The sequence below is a fragment of the Cellulomonas sp. KRMCY2 genome, assembly GCF_000526515.1.
Classification (GTDB): Bacteria; Actinomycetota; Actinomycetes; order Actinomycetales; family Cellulomonadaceae; genus Actinotalea.
Genome location: NZ_JAGF01000001.1, coordinates 486,371 through 507,449, shown reverse-complemented (window position 1 = coordinate 507,449; position 21,079 = coordinate 486,371). Strand labels below are relative to the sequence as shown.

At 71.8% G+C, this 21,079-nt stretch carries 17 protein-coding genes and 1 pseudogene; 12 read left to right on the top strand and 6 right to left on the bottom strand.

All coding sequences use genetic code 11. The features are described from left to right. The first annotated feature begins 68 nt into the window (after positions 1–68). Both K415_RS0102495 and K415_RS0102490 read left to right on the top strand, forming a co-directional pair. The gene (locus tag K415_RS0102495; RefSeq protein WP_051480373.1) at positions 69–542 is read left to right on the top strand and encodes an iron chaperone; all 474 of its coding nucleotides are present in this window, start codon (positions 69–71) and stop codon (positions 540–542) included. Between the two features lie 102 nt (positions 543–644). Then, positions 645–1,046, top strand: coding sequence for a RidA family protein (locus tag K415_RS0102490; protein ID WP_024285532.1), 402 nt, complete (start codon positions 645–647; stop codon positions 1,044–1,046). 76 nt (positions 1,047–1,122) lie between these two features. Here the strand turns inward: K415_RS0102490 and fucO are convergent, their stop codons facing one another. The 6 genes and pseudogenes from fucO to K415_RS0102460 form a co-directional block, all read right to left on the bottom strand. Beyond that, on the bottom strand, positions 1,123–2,274 hold the full coding sequence (fucO, locus tag K415_RS0102485) for a lactaldehyde reductase (RefSeq protein WP_024285531.1): 1,152 nt from the start codon (positions 2,272–2,274) through the stop codon (positions 1,123–1,125). A 178-nt stretch (positions 2,275–2,452) separates the two neighbouring features. Beyond that, positions 2,453–3,487 (bottom strand): LacI family DNA-binding transcriptional regulator, encoded by a 1,035-nt coding sequence (locus tag K415_RS0102480; RefSeq protein WP_024285530.1) that lies wholly within the window; start codon positions 3,485–3,487, stop codon positions 2,453–2,455. Between the two features lie 36 nt (positions 3,488–3,523). Beyond that, positions 3,524–4,216, bottom strand: a complete 693-nt coding sequence (locus tag K415_RS0102475; RefSeq protein ID WP_024285529.1) for a lactate utilization protein C — start codon at positions 4,214–4,216, stop codon at positions 3,524–3,526. After that, entirely contained in the window at positions 4,213–5,706 is a 1,494-nt protein-coding gene (locus K415_RS0102470; protein WP_024285528.1) for a lactate utilization protein B, read from the bottom strand. The genes K415_RS0102475 and K415_RS0102470 overlap by 4 nt, the downstream gene beginning before the upstream one ends. Beyond that, a pseudogene (locus K415_RS21325) lies at positions 5,703–6,471 on the bottom strand ((Fe-S)-binding protein). The gene K415_RS0102470 and the pseudogene K415_RS21325 overlap by 4 nt, the downstream one beginning before the upstream one ends. 63 nt (positions 6,472–6,534) lie before the next feature. Beyond that, on the bottom strand, positions 6,535–8,589 hold the full coding sequence (locus K415_RS0102460) for a bifunctional rhamnulose-1-phosphate aldolase/short-chain dehydrogenase (RefSeq protein ID WP_024285527.1): 2,055 nt from the start codon (positions 8,587–8,589) through the stop codon (positions 6,535–6,537). Between the two features lie 274 nt (positions 8,590–8,863). Here K415_RS0102460 and K415_RS0102455 point away from each other — a divergent pair, with 274 nt between their 5' ends. From K415_RS0102455 to K415_RS0102410, 10 genes are all read left to right on the top strand, one after another. Next, positions 8,864–10,345 carry a sugar ABC transporter ATP-binding protein gene (locus tag K415_RS0102455; protein WP_231494805.1) on the top strand — a complete coding sequence of 494 codons (1,482 nt, stop codon included), beginning with the start codon at positions 8,864–8,866 and terminating at the stop codon, positions 10,343–10,345. Then, a complete protein-coding gene (locus K415_RS0102450; protein WP_024285525.1) occupies positions 10,342–11,406 on the top strand; it encodes an ABC transporter permease in 1,065 nt (354 codons plus the stop codon). Before K415_RS0102455 ends, K415_RS0102450 begins: the two co-directional genes overlap by 4 nt. Continuing rightward, positions 11,403–12,461, top strand: coding sequence for an ABC transporter permease (locus tag K415_RS0102445; protein WP_024285524.1), 1,059 nt, complete (start codon positions 11,403–11,405; stop codon positions 12,459–12,461). The genes K415_RS0102450 and K415_RS0102445 overlap by 4 nt, the downstream gene beginning before the upstream one ends. An 80-nt stretch (positions 12,462–12,541) precedes the next feature. Further along, positions 12,542–13,600, top strand: coding sequence for a rhamnose ABC transporter substrate-binding protein (gene rhaS / locus K415_RS0102440; protein ID WP_024285523.1), 1,059 nt, complete (start codon positions 12,542–12,544; stop codon positions 13,598–13,600). Between the two features lie 73 nt (positions 13,601–13,673). Continuing rightward, positions 13,674–14,045: an L-rhamnose mutarotase gene (locus K415_RS0102435; RefSeq protein ID WP_024285522.1), complete on the top strand. Its 372-nt coding sequence runs from the start codon at positions 13,674–13,676 to the stop codon at positions 14,043–14,045. A 39-nt stretch (positions 14,046–14,084) separates the two neighbouring features. Then, complete coding sequence (gene rhaI, locus K415_RS0102430) at positions 14,085–15,251, top strand: L-rhamnose isomerase (protein WP_024285521.1); 1,167 nt, start codon at positions 14,085–14,087, stop codon at positions 15,249–15,251. Between the two features lie 37 nt (positions 15,252–15,288). Next, positions 15,289–16,785, top strand: coding sequence for a rhamnulokinase family protein (locus tag K415_RS0102425; protein ID WP_024285520.1), 1,497 nt, complete (start codon positions 15,289–15,291; stop codon positions 16,783–16,785). 29 nt (positions 16,786–16,814) lie between these two features. Continuing rightward, positions 16,815–17,639, top strand: a complete 825-nt coding sequence (locus K415_RS0102420) for a class II aldolase/adducin family protein (RefSeq protein ID WP_024285519.1) — start codon at positions 16,815–16,817, stop codon at positions 17,637–17,639. Between the two features lie 80 nt (positions 17,640–17,719). Then, positions 17,720–19,645, top strand: a complete 1,926-nt coding sequence (locus K415_RS0102415; protein ID WP_231494804.1) for a potassium transporter Kup — start codon at positions 17,720–17,722, stop codon at positions 19,643–19,645. A 163-nt stretch (positions 19,646–19,808) separates the two neighbouring features. Further along, the gene (locus tag K415_RS0102410; RefSeq protein WP_024285517.1) at positions 19,809–21,068 is read left to right on the top strand and encodes a toxic anion resistance protein; all 1,260 of its coding nucleotides are present in this window, start codon (positions 19,809–19,811) and stop codon (positions 21,066–21,068) included. Positions 21,069–21,079 lie beyond the last annotated feature (11 nt).

Here is a 21,079-nt window from a genome sequence, read left to right as displayed (position 1 = left end):
AGTCTCTTCTCCACCGGACACTCCCGTGAATCAGATGTGGTCTGGTCGCAGCACAGCGCTGCCCTTCGATGCTCCCAGGCCGGGAGCGCGCGATCCCCGGACATTTGTCCCTCGCACCTCAGGCGTTCACGGCCGAGGAGCGGGCGGCCGTGAAGGAGCGCGCCCGCGAGGTCAGGACCGCGAACCGCCGCGGCGGGGGCACGGTGGACCCGGAGGTCGAGGTGCTCGCGAAGATCGCGGAGATGCCCGGACCGGACCGCGCCATGGCCGAGCGGGTCCACGAGATCGTCATGACCAGCGCGCCGGACCTGACGCCACGCCTCTGGTACGGGATGCCGGCCTACGCGATGGGCGGCACGGTCGTCTGCTTCTTCCAGAGTGCCGAGAAGTTCGAGGCGAGGTACGCGACGCTCGGCTTCAACGACTCCGCGAACCTCGACGACGGTTCGATGTGGCCGACCGCGTTCGCCCTGACGACGCTCGCCGCCGTCGACGAGGAGCGGATCGGCGAGCTCGTGAAGCGAGCGGCACGCCGGCCGTGAGCGCGGCGGGCACGATCCGCGGGGCCCGGAGACGACGCTGACCTCGCCTCGTGGCGCCGGAGCGCTCCATCGCTGTCAGGGCCTTGTGGAACCGTGGATGCCATGGAGATCACCCGTCTGCAGCCTGCCGGGCTCGTCGCGAGCCCGGCGTTCAGCCATGTCGCGATCGTGCCTGCGGGCGCGACGACCATCTACGTCGGCGGCCAGAACGGCGTCGACGCCACCGGCGCGATCGTCTCGAGCGACGTCGCCGAGCAGTCGAGCCGAGCGATCGACAACGCGAGCATCGCGCTCGAAGCGGCAGGCGCATCGCTCGCTGACGTCGTGCAGTGGTCGGTGCTCATCACCGCGGACGCCGATCTCGGCGCGGCCTACGGCGCCATCGCACCACGGCTCGCGGGCGCCGGAAACCCGCCCCTCGTGGTCGCCGCACGGGTCGCGGGACTCGGCGTGCCGGGCGCCCTCATCGAGGTGAGCGCGATCGCCGCGGTGCTGCCGACCTGAGACACGAAGCGATGTCTGTTGACGGCGTGGTCGGGTCCATGGGCGTCGGGCCGACGGCGATGCCCGCCGCTGCCGGCTACAGGACGGAGCGGTACAGCGCCTCGATCTCGGCGACGGTCGCCGACCGGGGGTTGCCGCCGGCACACACGTCGTCGAAGGCTGCCTGGGCGAGTGCGGGCAGGTTGGCCTCGGTCGCTCCCAGGGCCCTGAGGGTGGTCGGGTTGCCCAGGTCCAGCGTCAGCGCGGCGACCGCCTCGACGGCGGCCGCACGGACCTGGTCGAGCGGTCGGGTCGCGGCGTCCGCGACCCCGAAGGCTGCGGCGATGTCGCGGTAGCGCTCACCGGTCTCGGGTGCGTTGAACGCCATCACGGGTGCCAGGAGCACGCCGTTGGCCACCCCGTGCGGCGCGGCGTAGAACGCTCCGAGCGGGTGGGCCATCGCGTGCACCAGACCGAGCCCGACGTTGGAGTAGCCCATCCCGGCGACGTACTGGGCCAGGGCCATCCGCTCTGCGGCACCGGGGTCGCCGTCGGCCGCCTCGCGCAGCGACGCAGCGATGACCTGGATCGCCTTGAGATGGAAGAGGTCCGACAGCTCCCAGGCGCCCAGGGTGACGTAGCCCTCGATCGCGTGGGTGAGCGCGTCCAGACCGGTGGCCACCTTGAGCGAGCGCGGTGCGCTCGACATCATCTCGGAGTCCACGACGGCCATGACCGGGATGTCGTGCGGGTCGAAGCAGACGAACTTGCGCTGGCGCTCGACGTCGGTGATGACGTAGTTGATCGTCGTCTCCGACGCGGTACCCGCCGTGGTCGGCACGGCGATGATCGGGACCGACGGGTTCTTGGTCGCTGCGCCACCCTCGAGCGACCGCACGTCGGCGAACTCGGGGTTGGCCACGATGATCCCCACGGCCTTGCAGGTGTCCTGCGGCGAGCCGCCACCCACGGCGATGAGCACGTCAGCGCCGCTGGCCTCGAACGCCGCCACACCCGCCTGGACGTTGGCGATCGGCGGGTTGGGCAGGACGTCGCTGAACACCTCGTAGGCGAACCCGGCTGCGTCGAGCAGGTCCGTGACCCGCGCCGTGACGCCGGACTCCACCAGGACCGTGTCCGAGACGACCAGCGCCTTGGTGAAGCCGCGTCGCGCGAGCTCGCCGGGGATGACCTCGATGCTGCCCGCGCCGAAGTAGGCCGTCTGGTTCCAGATCATCCGCTGTGCCACGTCGCACCCGTCCTGTCGAGGGGGCAGCCGGTGTGCCCGCGTCTGTGAATCGTTTCATCGCCCGGACGGCCACGGCCTCGGACCTTGGTCCCCGGATGGCGGCGCACATCGGACGGCGCACATCGGACGGACGGCGCACGTCGGACGGGGGTGAGCGACGGCGGTTCGGTGACGTCCGTCAGCCGGTGGCTTCGCTGGAGGCGCGGACGACGAGCTCCGGCTGGAAGACGACGTGCTCGGCCGGCGCCCCGTCGGACAGGTCGAGCAGCAGGCCCGCCGCCCGGTAGCCCATCTCGTGCGTGGGCTGGCGCACGGAGGTCAGCGGCACCGCGAGCTCGCTGGCGATGTCGATGTCGTCGTAGCCCACCACGGCCGTGCGCGAGAGCAGGGCGGTACCACCCTGCAGGCGAAGGACGCGCTGGACGCCGACCGCCGCAAGGTCGTTGACGCAGAACACCGCGGCCGGAGGGACGCCGTCACCCTCGGCCAGGAGCGCGCGCATCGCCCGGTCGCCGCCGCTGGCGTCCAGGGACGCCAGGGTCACCTCACGCACGACCTCGGCCGGGTCCAGGCCTGCGGCGAGCACCGCGCGGTCGACGCCGGCCCGGCGGTCGGCGCACTGGCGGATCGAGCGCGGCCCGTTGAGGAACGTGAGCCTCCGGTGGCCGCGCCCGAGCAGGTGCTCCGCAGCCAGGGCACCACCGGCGACGTCGTCCACCGCGACCGAGGACAGGCCCTCGACGGACGACGGGGCGTCCAGGAGCACCACCCTGATGCCGCGCGCGTGCATCTGGGCGAGCAGCGCCTGATCGGCGCTGACCGGGACCACCAGGACCCCCACGACGCCGTGCTCCTCGAAGAGGCGCAGGTACTTGGCCTCGCGTGACGGGTCGTCGTCGGAGCTGGCGAGCATGAGGGTGTGGTCGTCGAGCGCGAGGCGGTCCTCGATGCCGCGCGCGACCTCGGTGAAGAACGGGTTGCGGATGTCCAGCAGGATCGCGCCGACGGTCGTGATGGTCCCGGCCCTGAGCTGGCGGGCCACGCCGCTGGGGACGAAGGAGAGCTCGGCGATCGCCGTCTCCACCCGCTCCCGCATGGCCGCGCCGACGATCTCCGGACGGTTGAGCACGTTCGAGACGGTCCCGACGGCCACTCCGGCGAGACGCGCCACGTCCGTGATCGACGCGCGGTTCCGGCGGTGGGCGGGGGACACGTCATGAATCCTTCCACGACCGGACGGGACCATGGACTACTGCTCCTGGAGCAGCACCACGTCGAGCCGCCGCGGACCGTGCACGCCATCGACCCGGCTCAGCTCGATGTCGCTCGTCGCGCTCGGTCCCGAGATCCAGGTCATCGGGCGGGTCGTGGCCAGCCGCCCGATCGCAGCGGGCAGGCCCCGGACGACGGCGTCGGCCCGCACGACGCACACGTGGTGGTCGGGGAGCAGCGAGATCGCCCGCCGGCCCTGGTCGGGTGCCGCGTCGAGCACGATCGTCCCGGTCTCGGCGATCGCGAGCCGGCTGGCGGTGACGACCGCGTCCGCGGCGTCGAGCTCGGCGACCGACAGACCCGGCGCGTCGTCGACCAGCACGACGGCACCGGCGTCCTCGGCGCGGGTCAGCCAGGTGGGGTCGAGGCCGGCCGGCACCACGACGCGTGCGGCGCCGTCGAGGAGTCGCGCGACGACGGCGGGGAGGTCGGCCGCGGACGCGACCGTGAACGTCGCCCGGTAGTCCACGACGCGTCGCTCGAGCAGTGCCAGGAGCTCGGGCCGTGGCAGGCCGGTCTCCCACGGGTCGTCGGCTGCGAGGTAGCCGCGCGGCAGCTCGCCGGCCGCTGTGACGGGTCCGACGGGTCCGGCCGGTCCGGTCTGCCCGGTCGTCGGCGCGCCGAGCGCGGCACGGGTCCGGGCGAGGATCTCGGCGCGGGCGGTGCTCATGAGCCCGCCCCCCGCCGACGGGCCCACCAGGACCGGAACGTCTGCGCCGGAGGTGCCGGCAGGTCACGGCTCTCGGTCCACAGGGACCCGGGCCAGGGCAGCCGCCGGATCGACCCGCCCCGGGCGACGAGGCGACCCAGACCGGCGACCCGCTCCGCCAGGCCGAAGAGACGCGCGGACCCCATGACGACACCGAGGACGCGCATCGCCACCTCCAGGCCACCGGGCACGCCGCCACGGTCGGCGTCGACCTGGCGGCGTCGCAGGTCGACGAGGATCGAGGGGATGTCGATCTTGACGGGGCATACGTCGTAGCACGCGCCGCAGAGCGTCGAGGCGAACGGCAGTGACGCGTTCGGGTCGCCGTGCGCGGCGACGCCGGTCAGCAGCGGGGTGAGGATCGCCCCGATCGGTCCGGGGTAGACCGAGCCGTAGGCGTGCCCGCCGACCCGCTCGTAGACCGGGCAGACGTTCAGGCACGCCGAGCAGCGGATGCAGTGCAGGGCGGCCCGGCCGACCTCGTCGGCCAGTGCGGCGGTGCGCCCGTTGTCCAGGAGCACCAGGTGCACGTCCTGCGGCCCGTCACCGGGCGTGACCCCGGTCCACAGCGAGGTGTACGGGTTCATCCGTTCACCGGTCGAGGACCGGGGCAGCAGCTGGAGGAACACCTCGAGATCCTGGGTGCGCGGCAGCACCTTCTCGATGCCCATCACGGTGATCAGGGTGCGCGGCAGGGTCAGGCACATCCGCCCGTTGCCCTCGGACTCGACCACGCCCAGGGTCCCCGTCTCGGCGATCGCAAAGTTGGCTCCGCTGACGGCGACCTCGGCCCGCAGGAAGCGTTCGCGCAGGTAGGACCGCGCTGCCATGGCCAGCACCCGCGGCTCGTCCGTGAGGTCCGGGTCCACACCCGCCATGTGCGTCAGGAAGATCTCGCGGATCTGGGCGCGGCTGCGGTGGATCGCCGGGACCAGGATGTGGCTCGGGGTGTCCCCGGCGAGCTGGACGATGAGCTCGGCCAGGTCGGTCTCGGTGGCCTCGATGCCGGCGGCCTCGAGTGCCTCGTTGAGCCCGATCTCCTGGGTGGCCATCGACTTGACCTTGACGACCTCGCGACTGCCGGTCGCCCGCACCAGGTCCGTGACGATCCGGTTGGCCTCGGCGGCGTCCCGGGCCCAGTGCACGGTCCCGCCGTGTGCGGTGACCTGCTCGTCGAGCTGGACCAGGAGGGCGGGCAGGTCGGCCATGGCCGCGGTCTTGATCGCCGAGGCGGCGTCGCGCAGCTGTTCCCAGTCGGGCACCTCGGCGACGACGGCGGCGCGCTTGGCCCGGATCGTCGACGTGGCGTGGGCCAGGTTGGTGCGCAGCTGGGTGTCGGCGAGCTCGCGGCGCGCGGCGACCGGGAAGGGCTCGGCGGCGTGCAGGTTGCCCACGCCGGCCGGGGCGGGCGGCGGGAGGGGGCGCCCGGGCATGCCGAGGGCGACCTTCATGCGGTCACCGGCTGACGGGTGCTCGCCAGGACCTCCGCCAGGTGGACGGTGCGCGCCCCGCGACCGGGACCGTCCGGCCCGGCCCGGCGCAGGCCGCCGTCGATGTGCAGCAGGCACGACGCATCGCCGGCGACGCACCGCTCGGCCCCGGTCTGCCCGATGTGGGCCACCTTGTCGGCGAGCATCGCGGCCGACGTCGCGGAGTTCTTCAGGGCGAAGGTGCCACCGAACCCGCAGCACTGGTCGGCGGCGGGCAGCTCGACGAGGTCGATGGCCTCGACCGCACGCAGCAGGACGAGGGGCTTGTCGCCCACGCGCAGCATCCGCAACGAGTGGCAGGTCGGGTGGTAGGTGACCCGGTGGGGGTAGTAGGCACCCACGTCGCTGACGCCGAGCACGTCGACGAGCAGCTCGGAGAGCTCGTAGGTGTGGGCGGCGACGCCCGGGCCCGGTCGGCGAGCCCCGGGCGTCCGGCCCGCTCGGCGACCATCGCATGCTGGTGGCGCACCGAGCCGACGCACGAGCCGGAGGGGCGACGACGGCGTCGCACGTCTCCAGGGCGGCGGCGAACACCTCGACGTGGTGCTCGATGAGCGGCAGCGCCTCGCGCTGGTAGCCGGTGTTGACGTGCATCTGCCCGCAGCAGGTCTGCTGGGCCGGGAAGACGACCTGGTGCCCGAGACGTTCGAGCACCGTCACCGTGGCCCGGGCCACCGCCGGCGCCATGGAGTCGGCCAGGCAGGTGGCCATCAGCGCGATCCGCACGGGCCCTCCCCCGGCGACCGCCCTCGGTCGCCGCCCCGACGGTACGCGGGCCCCGGACCCCGCTCACCGCAGGAACGCCGCTGCGACGCCGGAGTCGACCGGCACGTGCAGTCCGGTGGTCTGCTGCAGGTCGGGCCCGACGAGTGCGAAGGCCGCCGCGGCGACGTGCTCCGGGAGGACCTCTCGTCCCAGCAGCGTGCGCTTGGCGTAGTAGGCGCCCAGCTCGGACTCCGGCACGCCGTAGACGGCGGCACGCTGCGCACCCCAGCCCGCGGCGAAGATGCCCGAGCCGCGCACGACGCCGTCGGGGTTGATCCCGTTGACCCGGATGCCGTGCGGGCCGAGCTCGGCCGCGAGCAGGCGGACCTGGTGCGCCTGGTCGGCCTTCGTCGCGGAGTAGGCGATGTTGTTCGGGCCGGCGAAGACGGAGTTCTTCGAGGAGATGTAGAGGATGTCCCCGCCCATCGCCTGCGCGAGCAGGACGCGAGCGGCCTCGCGGGACACGAGGAACGAGCCCTTGGCCATGACGTCGTGCTGCAGGTCCCAGTCGCGCTCGGTGGTCTCCAGCAGCGGCTTGGAGATCGACAGCCCGGCGTTGTTGACCACCAGGTCGACGCCCCCGAAGGCGAGGCACGCCTCGGCGAGCATCGCGCTCACCTGCTCCTCGGAGGAGACGTCGGCCCGCACCGCCACGGCGCGGTCCGGACCGCCGAGGGCGTCGGCCACGAGCTGGGCCTTGTCGAGGTCCAGGTCGGCGACCACGACGCAGGCGCCCTCGGCGGCGAGCCGCTCGGCGATCGCCTTGCCGATGCCCGAGCCCCCGCCGGTGACCAGGGCCACGCGCGTGGCGAGCGGCTTGGCGGCGGGCAGCCGCGCCAGCTTGGCCTCCTCGAGCGCCCAGTACTCGATCGCGAACTTCTCGGCCTCGTCGATCGGGGCGTAGGTGCTCAGCGCCTCCGCCCCGCGCATGACGTTGATCGCGTTGACGTAGAACTCTCCCGCGACGCGCGCCGTCTGCTTGTCCTTGCCGAAGGAGAACATGCCCACGCCCGGGACCAGGACGAGCGCCGGGTCGGCCCCACGCATGGGCGGGGTGCCGGGGCGCGCGTGGCGCGCGTAGTAGGCGGCGTACTCGTCGCGGTAGGCCTCGTGCAGGACACGGAGGCGGTCCGTGACGTCGTCGAGCGGAGCGTCGGGCGGAAGGTCCACCACCAGCGGACGGATCTTCGTGCGCAGGAAGTGGTCCGGGCACGACGTCCCCAGGGCGGCGAGCTCGTCCAGGCGCTCGCGGGCCAGGAAGTCGAGCACGACGTCGGAGTCCGTCAGGTGCCCGACCTGGGGCCGGTCGGTCGAGGCGAGGCCGCGCACGACCGGTGCCAGCGCGGCGGCCCGCAGCCGACGCTCGCGCGCCGGCAGGGCCGCCCGGTCGGCGCGCAGGGCACCGAACGGGTGCGCGCCCTGCGTGACCAGCTCGGACGTCCGCGTCGCGATGCGCTCCTCGGCGACGCGGATGATCTCCAGCGACCGGGCCTGCACCTCGGCGGAGGTCACGCCCCACGCGGTGATCCCGTGACCGCCCAGGACGGCGCCGATCGCCTGGGGGTTGTCCCGGGCGATCGCAGCGATGTCCAGGCCGAGCTGGAACCCGGGCCGGCGCCAGGGCACCCACGCCACACGGTCGCCGTACAGCTCACGGGTCAGCGCCTCGCCGTCGGCCGCGGTCGCCAGGGCGATGCCGGCGTCGGGGTGCAGATGGTCGACATGGGCCGCCTCGACCAGGGCGTGCATCGCGGTGTCGATGCTCGGTGCCGCGCCGCCGCGGCCGTGCAGGCAGTAGTCGAACGCGGCGACCATCTCGTCCTCGCGGTCGACGCCGGGGTACACGCCCACCAGGGCCCGGAGCCGGTCCAGGCGCAGCACGGCGAGGTTCGCCTCGGTGAGCGTGCCGAGGTCGCCACCGGACCCCTTGACCCAGAGCAGCTCCACGTCGGTCCCGGTCACCGGGTCCGTGAGGACGCCCTTCGCGGAGGTGTTGCCGCCGGCGTAGTTGGTCACCCGGGGGTCCGATCCCAGGGTCCGGGATCGGCTCAGGAGGTCATGGACGGGGCTGGGCGACATCGGCGTCTCCTGGGTCCAGCGCCGCGGCGGTGCGGCAGCACGGCAATGAATCGTTTCACGGCACGGTAGGCCCAAGGTCCCGAGTTCGTCAACGCCGGGCTCCCGCTCACGGCTCGCGCTCCTGCCGGAGAATTCTGCGGCCGAGTCTTGACGGGCGATGCGGACTGCCCCTAAGTTCACACCGTCCGGAGTCGTGAAACGATTCATCGCCTCAACGTGGAGGCCGACGGGAATGCCCGGTCGTGCAGACGAACTACCCGCAGCAGCGCTCGACATGCGTGACGTCCGGAAGACCTTCGGTCCGGTCGTGGCCCTGGGCCGCGCCAACCTCCGGCTCGAGGCAGGCTCGATCCACGCGCTGCTCGGCGAGAACGGCGCAGGCAAGTCGACCCTCGTCAAGATCGTCGCCGGGGTGCACCGCCGCGACCAGGGCGAGGTGCTGCTCGCCGGCGAGTCCGTCGACTTCCGCAGCACCGCCGAGTCCAAGGCTGCGGGGGTCGCGGTGATCTACCAGGAGCCGACCCTCTTCCCGGACCTGTCGGTGACCGAGAACCTGTTCATGGGCCGGCAGCCGCTGCGGTCGATGCGCCGTGTCGACCGGCCCCGGATGCGCCGCGAGGCGCTCGAGCTCTTCGCGCGGCTCGGCGTGGCGATCGACCCCGACCGCCAGGCGCTGGGCCTGTCGATCGCCGACCAGCAGGTCATCGAGATCGCCAAGGCGATCTCCCTGGACGCGCGGGTGCTGATCATGGACGAGCCGACGGCGGCCCTGAGCGGGGTCGAGGTCGAGCGGCTCTTCGCGATCGCCCGGGCCCTGCGCGACGAGGGCCGGGCGCTGGTGTTCATCTCCCACCGGCTGGACGAGGTCTTCTCGTTGTGCGACACGGTGACCGTGATGCGCGACGGCGAGTACGTGGCCACCGACCGGATCGAGAACCTCACGCCGGCCGCCGTGGTCAAGATGATGGTCGGCCGGGACGTCGCGTCGCTCTTCCCGAAGACGGAGGGGATCGAGCCGGGCGAGGTCATGCTCCGCGTCGCCGGCCTCACCTCGGCGGGAGTGTTCAACGACATCTCGTTCGAGGTGCGTGCCGGTGAGATCGTCGGCCTGGCCGGGCTCGTCGGCGCGGGCCGCAGCGAGGTGGCACGCGCCGTCTTCGGCGTCGACCGCTACGACTCCGGGACGGTCCGGATGGGCGACTCGCTGCTCCCCGTCGGAGACCCACGGGCCGCCATCGCAGCCGGTCTGGCCCTGATCCCCGAGGACCGGCGCCGGCAGGGGCTGCTCGTCGACCTCGCCCTGGGCCGCAACCTGACGCTCGTGCTCCGGCAGACCCTGACCCGCTGGGGCCTGCTGACCGCGGGCGCCGAGTACCGCACCGCGGCCCACTGGGCCAGGCGGCTCCAGGTGAAGTCCGGTGACCTGGACAGTCGTGCCGGGACGATGTCCGGCGGCAACCAGCAGAAGGCGGTCATCGCCAAGTGGCTGTCGACCGATCCCCGTCTGCTGATCATCGACGAGCCGACCCGCGGGATCGACGTCGGTACCAAGGCCGAGGTGCACCGGCTCCTGGACGAGCTCGCCGGTCGGGGCATGGCGGTGCTGATGATCTCCTCCGAGCTCCCTGAGGTCCTGGGGATGAGCGACCGGGTGCTGGTCATGCGCGAGGGCGAGATCACCGGACGGCTGGGACGCACCGAGGCCACCAGTGAGCGCGTCATGATGGCTGCAACGCGGTCGGCGGTGACCGCATGAGCGCGCCCGCCGCCCTCGCCACCGACCGCATGGATCGGGTCCGCCAGCTCCTCAAGCGGCGCGAGACCAGCGTCGTCCTGGCGATCCTCGTCGTGGTGGCGATCGCCACCTCCGTCAACTCGAGCTTCGCCTTCGGGGGCGACGGGTTCCGGAACCTGCTGCTGACCCCGTCCCTGCTCATCGTCCTGGCGGTCGCGCAGGCGATCGTCATCGTCAGCAAGAACATCGACCTGTCGGTCAGCGCGGTCCTGGGCATCACCGCGTACGCCACCGGACGGATGTTCACCGACTGGCCAGGGCTGCCCGTCGTCGTCGTGGTCCTGCTGGCCGTCGGCTTCGGCGCCCTCCTGGGCGTGGTCAACGGGGCGCTGGTGAGCGTCGCCCGGGTGCCGTCCCTGGTCATCACGCTCGGCACGCTGTACATCTTCCGCGGGGTCGACATCGCCTGGGCCGGTGGCACCCGGATCAACGCCGCCGACCTGCCGGTGGCCTTCAAGCGGATCGGCATCGCGAGCGTGGTGGGCATCCCGGTGCTGACGATCGTCGCGGTGGTGGTGCTCGCCGTCGTGGCCTTCGTCCTCGGGTCCATGCGGGCCGGTCGGGAGCTGTACGCGATCGGGTCCGACGACGACGCCGCCGACCTGTACGGGCTCAGGGTCCGGCGCAGGGTCTTCGCCTCGTTCGTCGCCTCGGGAACGCTGGCCGGGCTGGCGGGCGTCCTGTTCGCCGCCCGGTACGCCACCGTCAGCTCCACGGCCGGCACCGGTCTGGAGCTCCAGGCGGTGGCCGCCGCGGTGATCGGCGGTGTCGCCATCGCCGGGGGCAGCGGGACCGTGCTGGGCGCCGCGCTCGGCGCCGTCCTGCTGACCACGATCGACCGGGCGCTGCCCACCGTCGGGATACCCGACTTCTGGCAGCAAGCCGTGGTCGGTGTCCTGATCATCGGTGCGATCGTGCTCGACCGGGTCCTGGCGCAGCGCAACGCCCGCCGGCTCATCACACAGACGGAGCACCAGCACGGGTCCACCGTCGCCGCGGCGCTCGGGGAGGCAGACCAGTGAGCGCCACCGACACCGGCGTCGACACCGGGACCCAGGTCCGGACCTCACCGGCGGCGCCGGCCCGGGCGGTGCGGCTGCGGCGGCTCCTGCTCGGCCGGGACGCAGCGGTCTTCGCCGTGCTCGCCGTGGTCTGGCTGGTCGGCTCGGCGGCGGTGGAGAACTTCAACACCCCGAGCACCGTCTACTACCTGCTCCTGGACATCTTCCCGATCCTGCTCATCGCCCTGCCGATGACCATGGTCATCATCACCTCGGAGATCGACCTGTCGGTCGGGAGCATGGTCGGGCTGAGCAGCGTGGTGGTCGGAGTCCTGTTCGACCGGGGCGTCCCGGTCGGTGTCGCCGCCCTCGTCGCGCTGGTCGTCGGGGTCGTCGGCGGTGCCCTGAACGGGTTCCTCGTGACAGTGGTCGGCCTGCCGTCGCTCGCGGTGACCATCGGCACGCTGGCCCTGTTCCGGGGCATCGCGGTCGGGCTCCTGGGCACCACGGCGATCACCGGGTTCCCGCAGGGCGCCAAGGACCTGGTCTCCGACCGCCTCCTCGGCCCCGGCACGGCCCTGCCCGGCGTCGTCCTGCTGTTCGTCGTGCTCGCGGTGGTCTTCGTCGTCCTCCTGCATTTCACCCCGGCGGGTCGCGCGACCTACGCGATCGGCCTGAACGACGAGGCCGCCCACTTCTCGGGGATCGACGTCGGCCGGGTCAAGTTCTGGCTCCTGGTGGCCACGGGCGCGGTCTCGTCCCTCGCGGGGATCTACTGGACCCTGCGCTACGACTCGGCGCGCGGCGACAACGCCATGGGCCTGGAGCTCTCGGTCGTCGCTGCGGTGCTCGTCGGCGGGGTCTCCATCTTCGGCGGCAGGGGCGCCCTGCCGGGTGTCGTCGCCGGCGCCCTGGTCATCGGCGCGCTGCGCAGCGCCCTGCGGCTCGCCGACGTCTCGTCCGACGTGATCAACGTCGCCACCGGGCTTCTCCTGGTCATCACCGTCATCGTCCCGAGCGTCCTGGCAGCCCTGCGCAGGATCTGGCAACGCCGCTCGGCGACGTCCGCCGCGTGAGGGCCCGACCAGGGCTCCTCGTGCACCACCGACCGTCAGGCCATCAGTCCCCAGCGGTATCCATCCGAGAGGAAGAAACGATGAAGTTGACGTCTTCACGGCGCAGGACGACGGCCAAGGCCGCGGCCCTGGCGCTCACGATCACCATGGTCGCGGCCGGCTGCTCCGGCGCCGACGAGGAGGAGCCCGCCGGGGCCTCGGGCGACGAGGCGGGGAGCTACGACATCGCCTTCCTGCCCAAGAACCTCGGGAACCCCTACTTCGAGGCGTCGGACGCCGCTGCCCAGTCGGCCGTCGAGGGCTTCGGCGGCACGTTCAAGGAGGTCGGCCCGACCGAGGCGACCGCTGACGGGCAGGTCACCTACATCAACACGCTGACCCAGCAGGCCGTCGACGCGATCGTGCTCTCGGCCAACGACACCAACGCGCTGTGCGACTCGCTCAAGGAGGCGCGCGACGCGGGCGTGCACGTCGTGACGTTCGACTCCGACGTCGAGGTCTCGTGCCGCGAGATGTACATCCAGGCCTCCAGCGCCGAGCTGATCGCTCAGAAGGAGATCGACATCATCGCCGAGCAGATCGGCGGCGCCGGTCAGATCGCGATCCTCTCGGCCACGGCCAACGCGACGAACCAGAACTCCTGGATCGAGGTCATGAAGACCTACCTCGCGTCCGACTACCCGGACATCGAGCTGGTCGAGGTCGTCTACGGCGACGACGACGACCAGACGTCCTACGACAAGACCGAGGCGCTGCTCTCGACCTACCCCGACCTCAAGGGGATCGTCTCGCCGACCACCGTCGGGATCGCCGCCGCCGCCCGCTACCTGTCCACGTCCGAGTTCAAGGGCACGGTGGCGCTCACGGGCCTGGGCACGCCGAACGACATGCGCGACTACATCGCGGACGGCACCGTCACGTCGTTCGCGCTGTGGAACCCCGAGGACCTGGGCATCCTGGCCGCCTTCGCCGCCAAGGCCCTGGTCGACGGCGACATCACCGGCGCCGAGGGCGACACCTTCACTGCCGAGGGGTTGAGCAGCGGGGTGACCGACTTCACCGTCGGCGCGGACGGCGTCGTGGTCCTCGGCGACCCGTTCGTCTTCGACGAGAGCAACATCGCCGACTTCAACTACTGACCTCGACGCTGCGGGTGCCCGGCCTGGCCGGCCGGGACCGGGCACCCGCAGCCCTGAACCGCAGGGAACCGCCATGCACCGCGTCTGCTTCCAGCTCCAGGTCCGTCCTGAGCGTCTGGCGGAGTACCGCCGCCGGCACGCCGCCGTCTGGCCGGAGATGCTGCGCGCCCTGCGCGACACGGGCTGGCACAACTACTCGCTGTTCGTCCGGCCTGACGGCCTGCTCATCGGCTACTTCGAGACGCCATCGCTGGACGCGGCCCGAGCGGGGATGGCAGCGACCGAGGTCAACGCCCGGTGGCAGGCCGAGATGGCGCCCTTCTTCGTCGGCCTGGACGACACCTCGCCCGACGCCGGCTTCCTCGAGCTCGACGAGGTGTTCCACCTCGAGGACCAGCTCACGGGCATCGACGGATCTGCACCCATCACCTCCGAACTCGTCTGAGACGAATCACACCGTACTTCCGACCGGAAAGGTCCTCTCGTGGACATCGACCAGCAGACCCTCGCGCCCCTCGACCACCTCGCCATCGAGGTGCCCTCCTGGGCGTACGGCAACTCGGGCACCAGGTTCCGGGTGTTCGGCAGCCCGGGCACACCGCGCACGGTCCAGGAGAAGATCGCCGACGCGGCCCAGGTCCACGCCCTGACGGGTCTGTCGCCGAGCATCGCCCTGCACATCCCGTGGGACAAGGTCGACGACTACGCGGCCCTGCGGGCGTTCGCCGAGGACCTCGGGCTCCGGCTGGGGACCGTGAACTCGAACACCTTCCAGGACGAGGCGTACAAGTTCGGCTCGCTGGCCTCGCTGGACGCGGCGGTTCGGCGCAAGGCGATCGACCACCACCTCGAGTGCCTCGAGATCATGGCTGCGACCGGGTCGCGGGACCTGAAGATCTGGCTGGCCGACGGGACGAACTACCCGGGCCAGTCCGACCTGCGGCGACGCCAGGACGTCCTGGCGTCCTCGCTCGCGGAGATCTATGCCCAGGTGGGCGACGAGCAGCGCATGGTCCTGGAGTACAAGTTCTTCGAGCCGGCGTTCTACCACATGGACGTCCCGGACTGGGGTACGTCGTACGTGCACGTGGCCGCGCTCGGGGAGCGGGCGCTGGTGTGCCTGGACACCGGCCACCACGCCCCCGGCACCAACATCGAGTTCATCGTGGCCCAGCTGCTGCGCCTGGGGAAGCTGGGCTCGTTCGACTTCAACTCCCGCTTCTACGCCGACGACGACCTCATCGTGGGGGCGGCCGACCCGTTCCAGCTGTTCCGGATCATCGTCGAGGTGGCCCGCGGCGGTGGCCTCGACCCGGCCAACGGCGTTGCGCTGATGCTCGACCAGTGCCACAACATCGAGGACAAGATCCCGGGGCAGATCCGCTCGGTGCTCAACGTCCAGGAGATGGTCGCCCGAGCACTGCTGCTCGACCGCCCCGCTCTGGACGCTGCGCAGGAGGCCAACGACGTGCTGGGCGCGAACGCCGTGTTCATGGACGCGTTCTACACCGACGTCCGACCGGCCCTGGCTGCGTGGCGGCAGGAACGAGGTCTTCCGGCCGACCCGATGGCCGCGTTCGCCGGCAGCGGCTACCTGCAGAGGGTCGCCGACGAGCGCGCCGGGGGTGCGCAGGCCGGCTGGGGCGCCTGACCACAGCCGTCCCCGCACCCCGACCGAAGGGCTTTCGATGAACGATGCGACCGGCACCTACGCCGCGGTCGACCTCGGCGCGTCCAGCGGGCGGGTCGTGGTCGGACGGCTCGCGGCTGGTCGGCTCAGCACGACAGACGTCGCGCGGTTCGCCAACGAGCCGGTCCGGGTGCCGGCAGGCGGGCGGAGCACGTTGCACTGGGACGTGCTGGCCCTGTGGCGCGGTGCCCTGGACGGGCTCCGGGTCGCCGGTCGCGAGCACGGTCCGGTCCGCTCGGTCGGCATCGACACCTGGGCGGTGGACCACGGACTGCTCGACGCCGACGGCGTGCTGCTGGGCAACCCGGTGCACTACCGCGACGAGCGCACGATCGGGGTGCCGTCCCGTCTGTTCGCCCACCTCCCGGAGTCGGAGCTCTATGCCACGACCGGCGTCCAGCTCCAGCCGTTCAACACCGTCTTCCAGCTCGGCGCCGCGGCCGGGACGGCACAGCTCGCTGCGGCCCGCCGCCTGCTGATGCTCCCCGACCTCCTCGGCAGCTGGCTGTCCGGGGTCGAGGTGACCGAGATGACGAACGCCTCGACGACCGCCCTGCTCGACGTGACGAGCCGCACCTGGAGCGCGAGGGTCCTGGCCGCTCTGGCCGCAGCCACCGGTGCCGAGGTGGCAGGGCTCCTGGCGCCGCTGGTCGAACCGGGGACCGTGCTCGGCCCGCTGCGTCCCGGCTTCGCCGCCGAGCTCGGCCTGGCCGCGACGGAGCTGGTCGCCGTCGGCTCGCACGACACCGCCTCGGCGGTCGCGGCCGTGCCGATGGAGCCCTCGAGGGCGGCGTACATCTCCTCGGGCACCTGGTCCCTGGTCGGCGTCGAGCTCGACGCACCTGTGCTGACCGAGGCGAGCCGTGCGGCCAACTTCACCAACGAGCTCGGTGTCGACGGCACCGTGCGCTACCTGCGCAACGTCGCCGGCCTGTGGCTGCTGTCGGAGTCGATGCGTACCTGGGTCGACGAGGGCAGGCCGCAGGACCTCGCGGAGCTGGTCGCCGCTGCCGCGGACGTCCCGTCCCTGGCCTGCGTCATCGACGTCGACGACCCGGCACTCATCCCGCCCGGCGACATGCCGGCCCGGATCGCTGCCGCCGCGCGCCGGGCCGGTCGGCGCCCTCCCGCAGACCCGGCATCGACGGTCCGCTGCATCCTGGACTCGCTCGCCCTGGCCTATCGGCGTGCCGTGCGCCAGGCCGCCGTGCTGTCCGACCGCGAGATCTCGGTCGTGCACGTGGTCGGCGGCGGGTCACGCAACGGGCTGCTCTGCCGCCTCACGGCCGACGCGACCGGGCTGCCCGTGGTCGCGGGACCGGCCGAGTGCACGGCGATCGGCAACCTGCTGGTCCAGGCGTGGGCCGGTGGTGCCCTGGTGGGCGGGCTGCCCGCCATCCGCGAGGTCGTCGTGGCCTCGTCCGAGCTGACCCGGTGGGAACCCACCGGGAGCGAGGCGGCGTGGGACGCGGCCGAGCGCACCCTGTGGCCCTGAGCCACGCCACCTGAGGAGAGAGCCTGACCATGCCCCTTCATGAGCCCTTCCCCGAGCTTGACGAGCTGCTCGCCTCCATGGGCGCCGGCGGGACCAGGATCAGCGAGATCGACGCCAGCGAGGCCGGTGCCGGCAACATCTCGGTCTACGTCGGCTGGGACATCGAGCTGCGCCGCCGGTTCCCGGAGCAGTCGGAGCTCGTCCTGCCGCTCCCGGCCCCGGCGCTGGCCGGCCGATCGCTGCTGGTGACCGGCTCCGGCCGCCGCCTTCGCCAGATCCACGAGGACCCGCTGGCGAACGTCGGCGCCGTGCGCATCCACGACGACGGCCTCACCGCGACGCTGTTCACCTCCCCGCGGCGCCTGTTCGAGAAGCTGACGTCGGAGTTCAACTCCCACCTGGCCGTGCACCAGGACCAGGTGGCCCGCCGCGGGGTGGACTTCCAGGCCGTCGTGCACGCCCAGCCGCCGCACCTGACCTACCTCTCGCACATCCCCGCCTACCGGGACACCGCCACGATGAACAGGAAGATCCTGCGCTGGGAGCCGGAGAGCATCGTGGCCCTGTCCCAGGGCGTCGGGGTGCTGCCGTTCCTGGTGCCCGGCTCCGAGGGGATGATGGCGGCCAACGTCGAGGGCCTGCGGGACTTCGAGATCGTCATCTGGTCCAAGCACGGCGTGATGTCCCGCTCCGACCTGTCGGTGACCCGGGCCGTCGACCGGATCGAGTACGCCGAGACGGGGGCGCACTACGAGTACATGGACATCGTCGCCGGCGGTCGCGCCGAAGGCCTGACCCAGGCCGAGATCACGTCCGTCGCGGACGAGTTCTCGATCGACTCACCCTGGGTCTGAGTCTCTCCGCTGTCAGGTGCACCGGGCTCGTCGGAGCGGCTGTGCAGGTTGATCCTGCGCGGTCGGTGTACGTTGCGCGCGTGCCCTCGACATCGCGACGCGCATCGGCGGTGGTCGGTTCGGCCGGCGGCCACCGCGGCGGGCTCACCCTCGGTCTGGGAGCCCTCGGTGTCGTGTTCGGCGACATCGGGACCAGCCCGCTCTACGCGATGCAGGCCGTGTTCAGCATCGGGCAGCACTCCGTCGAGCCGACCCGTGACGACGTCCTCGGCGTCATCTCGATGGTGCTCTGGTCCATCACGATCGTCGTCTCGTTCAAGTACGTCGCACTGGCGATGCGCGCCGACAACGAGGGCGAGGGCGGCATCCTCGCGTTGGTTGCGCTCCTTCGGGACCGCCTCGCCGGCCGTCCGCGGGCGCTGGGCGCGGTGCTGCTGCTCGGCATGATCGGTGCGGCGCTCTTCTACGGCGACAGCGTCATCACGCCGGCGATCTCGGTGATGTCCGCGGTCGAAGGCATCGGTGTGGTCGACCCGCGGCTCGAGAGCCTCGTGCTGCCCGTGTCCGTGGTGATCCTCACGGTCCTGTTCCTCGTCCAGCGGTGGGGGACCGAGGCGGTCGGGCGGGTGTTCGGGCCGGTGATGACGGTGTGGTTCGTCACGCTGGCAGCGCTCGGGCTGCCGCATGTGCTGCGCGCTCCCGAGATCCTGCAGTCCGTGTCCCCGACCTACGCGCTCGCGTTCGTCGCCGGCCACCCGTGGCAGGCGTTCCTGGCGATGGGCGCCGTCGTGCTGACCATCACCGGCGCCGAGGCGCTGTACGCGGACATGGGCCACTTCGGGGCGCGGGCCATCCGCTCGGCCTGGTGGGTGGCGGTGTTCCCCGCTCTGGCCATCAACTACCTCGGCCAGGGCGCGCTCATCCTCGTCGACCCGCAGGCGGCCGCCAGCCCGTTCTTCTCCCTCGCGCCCACGTGGGCGCGGCTGCCTCTGGTCGTCCTGGCGACCGTGGCGACCGTCATCGCCTCCCAGGCGGTGATCTCCGGCGCCTTCTCCGTGTCCCGCCAGGCGGTGCGGCTCGGGATGCTGCCCCGACTGACCGTGCGGCACACCTCTCGCGAGGAGGGCGGTCAGATCTACGTGCCGGTCGTCAACTGGAGCCTGTTCGCCGGCGTGCTCGTCCTGGTCGCCGCGTTCCAGAGCTCCGAACGACTCGCGACCGCCTACGGCCTGGCCGTCACCGGCACGCTGCTCCTGACCAGTGCGCTGTTCCTCCTCCTGGCACACACGGTCTGGCGGGTCGCGGTCTGGAAGCTCGTCGTCTTCGTCGCCGTGGTCGGCACCCTCGAGCTGGTCTTCCTCGCCGCGAACCTCACCAAGGTGGTGAGCGGCGGGTGGCTGCCACTGGTCATCGCCGTCGTCGTGGTCACGATGATGACGACCTGGAGAGCCGGGGCCGCGGTGCTGCGGGAGCAGGAGCGCGAGCTGGGCGGGCCGCTCGACCTGTTCGTCGCGATCCTCCGGGACGGTCGCGTGGCGCGGGTCCCCGGCGTTGCGATCTACCCGCACCCGAACTCGACCACGACCCCGCTCGCACTGCGCTCGAACGTCGACTTCAACCAGGTCGTCCACGAGCACGTCGTCCTGGTCCGGATCGTCAACGAGAACGTGCCGCACGTCCGGCACGTCGACCGGGTGACGGTCGAGGACATCGGCCACGACGGCGTCGGCATCGTCGCGGTCTCCATCCGGGTCGGCTTCACCGACAGCCAGGACGTCCCGCGCGGACTCGCCCTTGCCTTCGGGCAGCACCCGCTGCTCCCGTTCGACCTCGACTCGGCGCACTACTTCCTGTCGGTCACCACCATCCATGCCGCCCCGTGGAGTTTGCGGACCTGGCGTACCCGGCTGTTCATCTGGATGGCCCACAACGCTGCCGACCGCACCGAGGTGTTCCACCTGCCGCCCGAGCGCACCGTGCTCATGGGCGCCCACATCGACCTGTGACGGCAGGCGCAGCGCAGTGCCCTGCGTTCCCAGCCGTGCGGAACCTGGGACGCCGCCGCGCGTTACTCCGGTACGGGCAGGTGCTCCCGGACGACTACGCCAGCGGATAGGTTGGCCGCACGCGAACCGGGACGCTGAGGCGGCCTCAGGAAGGGACGATGCGATGACCACCGAAGACCCGTCGAGCGCCGGCGCGCACGCCGTCGCCCCCCTCGCACCACCGACGCCCGTCGAGCAGCCACTGGTCCTCACCGCGCCGGCACCTGTCACCGCCGTCGCCGCGACCGCGGCTCCGGCCATGGCGCCCGCGGTCGCCCCCGGCGCGGTCCCTGGCCTCGACGCCAAGGTCGACACCTACCTGGCGTCGCTGCTCGCTGCGCCCGCCAGCTCGCCCGCGTTCGCGGCGCAGGCCGCGGACGTGCGCACCATGGGCGACCGGGACATCCGGGAGGCGGCCGAGTCGTCCAACCGCCTGCTGCAGACGCCGGTCAAGGCGATTCGCGAGGGCGGCCTGGCGTCGGGGTCCAAGGTCGGGAACACGCTCCTCGAACTGCGCCGGACGGTGGAGGATCTCGACCCGTCCGGCGCGACCGGAGCCCGCAAGGTCCTTGGCCTCTTCCCGTTCGGCGACAAGCTCACCGACTACTTCCGCAAGTACCAGTCCGCCCAGTCGCATCTCAACGGGATCATGCACGCGCTCCGCGACGGCCAGGACGAGCTCCGCAAGGACAACGTCTCGCTGAACATGGAGAAGACGGCGCTCTGGGCCGCGATGGGTCGGCTCAACCAGTACGTCTACGTCGCCGAGCGCCTCGACGCGCGCCTGGCCGCGGCCGTCGCCGACCTCGAGGCGACGGACCCCGACAAGGCCCGTGCGCTGCGCGACGACGTCCTGTTCTACGTCCGCCAGAAGCACCAGGACCTGCTCACCCAGCTCGCGGTGTCGATCCAGAACTACCTCGCGATCGACATCCTCATCCGCAACAACATCGAGCTCATCAAGGGCGTCGACCGCGCGTCGACGACGACCCTGTCGGCGTTGCGCACGGCCGTCATCGTCTCGCAAGCCCTGACGAACCAGAAGCTCGTCCTCGACCAGATCACCGCGCTGAACACGACGACGTCGACCCTCATCGAGCGCACGTCGCAGATGCTCAAGGACAACTCCGCCGCGATCCAGGAGCAAGCGGCGTCAGCCACCATCGGGCTGCCCCAGCTCCAGGCCGCGTTCGCGAACATCTACGCGACGATGGACGCCATCGACACGTTCAAGGTGGAGGCGCTGGACTCGATGGCGACGACGATCGGGACGCTCCAGACCGAGGTCACCAAGTCGCAGTCCTACCTGGATCGGGCGCGCCAGCACGACGAGCATGCGGCGTCCGGCAGCCTCGACCTCGACGATCCGGGAGCCGCCAGATGACGACGCTCGCG

What these genes read in the sequence shown, in the direction of transcription:
- K415_RS0102495 (WP_051480373.1), top strand. Translation starts at nt 69, where the DNA reads ATGCTCCCAGGCCGGGAGCGCGCGATCCCCGGACATTTGTCCCTCGCA.
- K415_RS0102490 (WP_024285532.1), top strand. Translation starts at nt 645, where the DNA reads ATGGAGATCACCCGTCTGCAGCCTGCCGGGCTCGTCGCGAGCCCGGCG.
- K415_RS0102475 (WP_024285529.1), bottom strand. Translation starts at nt 4,216, where the DNA reads ATGAGCACCGCCCGCGCCGAGATCCTCGCCCGGACCCGTGCCGCGCTC.
- K415_RS0102470 (WP_024285528.1), bottom strand. Translation starts at nt 5,706, where the DNA reads ATGAAGGTCGCCCTCGGCATGCCCGGGCGCCCCCTCCCGCCGCCCGCC.
- K415_RS0102460 (WP_024285527.1), bottom strand. Translation starts at nt 8,589, where the DNA reads ATGTCGCCCAGCCCCGTCCATGACCTCCTGAGCCGATCCCGGACCCTG.
- K415_RS0102455 (WP_231494805.1), top strand. Translation starts at nt 8,864, where the DNA reads ATGCGTGACGTCCGGAAGACCTTCGGTCCGGTCGTGGCCCTGGGCCGC.
- K415_RS0102450 (WP_024285525.1), top strand. Translation starts at nt 10,342, where the DNA reads ATGAGCGCGCCCGCCGCCCTCGCCACCGACCGCATGGATCGGGTCCGC.
- rhaS (WP_024285523.1), top strand. Translation starts at nt 12,542, where the DNA reads ATGAAGTTGACGTCTTCACGGCGCAGGACGACGGCCAAGGCCGCGGCC.
- K415_RS0102435 (WP_024285522.1), top strand. Translation starts at nt 13,674, where the DNA reads ATGCACCGCGTCTGCTTCCAGCTCCAGGTCCGTCCTGAGCGTCTGGCG.
- K415_RS0102425 (WP_024285520.1), top strand. Translation starts at nt 15,289, where the DNA reads ATGAACGATGCGACCGGCACCTACGCCGCGGTCGACCTCGGCGCGTCC.
- K415_RS0102420 (WP_024285519.1), top strand. Translation starts at nt 16,815, where the DNA reads ATGCCCCTTCATGAGCCCTTCCCCGAGCTTGACGAGCTGCTCGCCTCC.
- K415_RS0102410 (WP_024285517.1), top strand. Translation starts at nt 19,809, where the DNA reads ATGACCACCGAAGACCCGTCGAGCGCCGGCGCGCACGCCGTCGCCCCC.